We start from the raw sequence: 3924 nt of genomic DNA, 5'->3' as shown, positions 1-3924 counted from the left end.
CGCCTGAAGATCATGGCCGAGCTCGACATCGCCGAGCGCCGCGTGCCGCAGGACGGCAGCTTCCGCGTGGAGGCGGGCGGGCGCGAGATCGACCTGCGCTTGTCGATCATGCCCAGCATTCACGGCGAAGATGCGGTGATCCGGATCCTCGACAAGCGCGCCATGATCGACGCCTATGGCTCGCTGACGCCCGAGGCGCTCGGCTTCGACGGGCCGTCGCTGGTCGCCTTGCGGATGCTGTCGCAGGAGCCCTACGGCATGCTGCTGGTGACGGGCCCGACCGGCTCCGGGAAGACCACCACGCTCTATGCCGCGCTGACCGAGATCCACAACGGGCGCGACAAGATCATCACCATCGAGGACCCGGTCGAGTACCAGCTGCAGGGCATCCTGCAGATCCCCGTCAACGAAAAGAAGGGGCTGAGCTTCGCCCGCGGCCTGCGCTCGATCCTGCGCCACGACCCGGACAAGATCATGGTCGGCGAGATCCGCGACCGCGAGACTGCCGAGATCGCCGTGCAATCGGCGCTGACCGGCCACCTGGTCCTGACCACGGTACACGCCAACAACGTCTACGACGTGTTCGGGCGCTTCACGCACATGGGGATCGATCCCTACGCTTTCGTGTCGGCGCTCAATGGCATCTGGGCCCAGCGCCTGGTGCGGCTCAACTGCCCGCGCTGCGCCACGGCGCAGGAGCCCGACGACGCGGAGCTGGCCAAGGTGTTCCTCGCCCGCGCCGATGTCGCGGACTGGCGCTTCATGCAGGGAAAGGGCTGCGGCGACTGTCGCGGCACCGGGTACAGCAAGCGCCGCGCGATCGCCGAGATACTGATCCTCAACGACGAGCTGCGCGAGCTGATCATCGACAAACGACCGATCCGCCAGATCAAGGAAGCGGCCCGCCGCAACGGCAGCCGCAGTCTGCGCGAAGCCGCGCTCGACCTGGTCAGGCAAGGCGACACCACGCTGGAAGAAATCAAACGGGTCACGCTCCATGAATAAACGTCCTCTCTCCCTGCGCATCGGCTTGTCCACGTCCTCGGTGGCGCTCGTGCGCCGATGCGGCTGGCTGCGCCGGACCAACGAACTGCTGGCCGAAGCGCCGCTGAGCGCCGAGCCCGACGTGGGCGCCCTGTCCGGCCTGCGCGCAGCGCTGGCGGACACCGGCTGCACCCGCATGCCCACATCCGTGATCCTCGGCAGCGCCTGGACACGCATGTTCATGGTCACGCCGCCGCGCAACACGGAGCGGCTGCGCGACTGCCAGGCGGCCATCGGCATGCGCTTCGGCCAGCTCTACGCGGACCGCGCGGAGGACTGGGCAATCAGCGCGGACTGCGATGCGAAGCACGCGTTCCTGGCCTGCGCCGCGCCCCGGTGCCTGGTGGACGGACTGCGCCAGGCGGCCACGGACCACCGCCTCGCGCTGGTCGCCATCCAGCCGCGCTTCATCGCTGCGTGGAACCGCTGGCGGCGTGCCCTGCCGCGCGGGGCCTGGTTCGGCGTGATGGACGACGACGCGCTGGTGCTGGGCCTGGTCGACCACGGACGGCTCACCGATGTGCGCACGCTGCCGGTGCCGGCCATCGCGCCGCTTGACCGCACCTGGCTGGCGGTGCAACTGGCGCGCGAAGCGCTGCGCCACGGCTTGCCGGCGCCCGCGCGGCTCTGCCTGTGCGGACAGGTCCCCGCGGCGTGGTTCGACGCCGGGGTGCAGGCGCCGCAATGCGTGGCGCTCGACGGCGTGATGGCGCAGGCAACGGCCGGCGCGGAACTCGCCCTCACCGGAGCACGGCCATGAAGGCAAGCCGGGTCGATTTCGCTCCGCGCTCGCTGTGGCGGTTCGTGGCCGGCACCCGGCCGGCTGCGTGGCTGGCCGGCGCGGCCGGGGTGGCGCTATGCGCGAGCGCGGCCGTGACGGCCACCGGACTTGCGCGGCAAGGCGACCTCGAGCGCGGGCAGCTGCAGCAGATGCGCGCGCGCGTGGCCGGATACAGCCAGGCGGCGCGGCACGCCGCACCGGTGGAGGTCGCGCAGGCCGCCGCCGTCAACGACGTCGTGTCCCGCCTGAACCTGCCGTGGCGTGACCTGTTCCGCGCCGTCGAGGCGGCGACGCCCGCAGGCAGCATCGCGTTGCTCGAACTGTCCCCGGACGCAGCCCGCCACGCCATCAAGGGCGTGGCGGAAGCGAAGGACGGCACCGACATGCTCGCCTACATCGCCCGCGTGGGCAGCCAGCCGTTCTTCTCGTCGGTGGTGCTGCTGCGGCATGAACTCAACGAACAGGATCCCAACAGGCCGCTGCGGTTCCAGTTTCTTGCGCAGTGGGCGGAGAGCGACAAATGAACACGCATCTGATCGGGCAATCGCTGTTGCAGGCGCGTCTCGCGCTGTTCCGCAACGCGGCCGGCACGCTCGTCGCCGCGGCGCTGTGCCTGGCGGGCGCGCTGTGCTGGCTCTGGTGGGTCCCGCTCGAGCAGGCCAGCGTGGCGCAGCAACACGCCTCGCTGCAACGCGAGCGCATGGCGCAGCGGATCGCGCAGAGCGCGCCGAAACCGGCCGTGCCCACGTCGGCACAGGACCGGCTTGCCCTCTTCTACGGCGCGCTCGGCGACCGCCGCCACATCGAGCAGGAGTTGCTGACACTGTTCGACAAGGCCAGGGAGAACGGACTGGTGCTGGCCAAGGCCGACTACAAGTCGGTGTACGACCGCCACAGCCGCGTGTACAGCTACCAGATCCTGCTGCCGGTCAATGGCTCGTACGCCGCCATCCGCCGTTTCTGCGAAAAGACGCTGCTCGCGATCCCGTTCGCCTCGCTCGACGAGATCACGTTCCGCCGCGACGCGATCGGCAGCGGCACGCTGGAGGCGCGGCTGCGCTTCACCTTGCACCTGAAGGACATGCCCGCCGCGCCGGCGGCGGCGCCCGAACCCGTGGCCGCGCCGGCCCCGGTGCCCGCGCCGGGCACCATTGTCGCCATGCAGGCTCAGCAGCCATGAAGCCCAGGCATCTCGCACTTGGTGCCGCGCTGCTCGCGGCCGCGGCGCTGGCCATCTTCGGCGACCGCTCGCCGAGTGGCGACGATATCGTCGCCGCCGTGACGCGCGCCGATGCCACGCAGGCGGCCACCCCTGCAGCGCGCGCGGCCGGCGGCGAGCCCGTCATCCTGGCGCTGCACAACCGGGCCGAGCTGCTGGGGGCTGGCGACACCGCCGACGGCACGCTCTTCGACAGCCACAACTGGACGCCCCCCCCGCCGCCACCGCCGCCCGTCGCCGTGGCGCCCCCGCCGAAGCCCACTGCGCCGCCGCTGCCCTTCACCTACCTCGGCAAGAAGCAGGAGAACGGCAAGTGGGAAGCCTACCTCGCGCGCGGCGGCGACACCTACGTCGTGCGCGAACACAGCATGATCGATGGCACCTATCGCGCCGAAGCGATCACGCCGACGACCCTGACCATCACGTACCTGCCGCTCAAGCAGGTGCAGAAACTGTCCCTCGGGGAGGCAGACTGATGCCGCAAGTCAACCAATCCACGCGCGCCCTCGCCCGCCTCGCAAGCCGGGCCGGGACCGCGTGCCTGCTCGCCGCTTCGCTGCTGCTGGGCGGCTGCGCCGCCGACAAGGCCTATCGCGAAGGCCGGGACCTGGCGGCCAGCGGGCGGCAGGAGGAAGCGATGGGCAAGTACCAGGAAGCCATGATCCTGGACCCGAAGGACGTGCAGTACCGCATGGGCTACATGCGGGCGCGCGAGCAGGCCGTGAACAGCTATGTGGAGCGCGCCGAGCGCGAGGCGGCCTCCGGCAAGCCGGACCTGGCCGATGCCATCTACCGCCGCGCGCTGACGCTGGACCGCGCCAACGAACGCGCGCTCGCCGGATTGCGCGCGATCGACGCGGCGCGCGCCAAGGCGCGCGGC

5 protein-coding genes and 1 pseudogene are annotated in these 3924 nt (G+C 70.9%); all 6 read left to right on the top strand.

From position 1 onward, the window contains the following. The coding region (locus AC1DO7_RS40015; RefSeq protein WP_477117473.1) for a GspE/PulE family protein at positions 1-1005 on the top strand (1005 nt) is incomplete at its 5' end. Continuing rightward, the gene (locus AC1DO7_RS40010; protein WP_441618321.1) at positions 998-1804 is read left to right on the top strand and encodes a hypothetical protein; all 807 of its coding nucleotides are present in this window, start codon (positions 998-1000) and stop codon (positions 1802-1804) included. The genes AC1DO7_RS40015 and AC1DO7_RS40010, both read left to right, overlap by 8 nt. Next, positions 1801-2349 (top strand): hypothetical protein, encoded by a 549-nt coding sequence (locus tag AC1DO7_RS40005; RefSeq protein WP_441618319.1) that lies wholly within the window; start codon positions 1801-1803, stop codon positions 2347-2349. The genes AC1DO7_RS40010 and AC1DO7_RS40005 overlap by 4 nt, the downstream gene beginning before the upstream one ends. Beyond that, a complete protein-coding gene (locus AC1DO7_RS40000; RefSeq protein ID WP_441618317.1) occupies positions 2346-3005 on the top strand; it encodes a hypothetical protein in 660 nt (219 codons plus the stop codon). The genes AC1DO7_RS40005 and AC1DO7_RS40000 overlap by 4 nt, the downstream gene beginning before the upstream one ends. After that, positions 3002-3520 (top strand): hypothetical protein, encoded by a 519-nt coding sequence (locus AC1DO7_RS39995; protein ID WP_441618315.1) that lies wholly within the window; start codon positions 3002-3004, stop codon positions 3518-3520. The genes AC1DO7_RS40000 and AC1DO7_RS39995 overlap by 4 nt, the downstream gene beginning before the upstream one ends. Continuing rightward, a pseudogene (locus AC1DO7_RS39990) lies at positions 3520-3924 on the top strand (hypothetical protein); the annotation flags it as partial. The gene AC1DO7_RS39995 and the pseudogene AC1DO7_RS39990, both read left to right, overlap by 1 nt.

The organism is Cupriavidus sp. 05N40, assembly GCF_056397305.1.
This window is presented reverse-complemented; position numbering and strand designations above follow the sequence as displayed.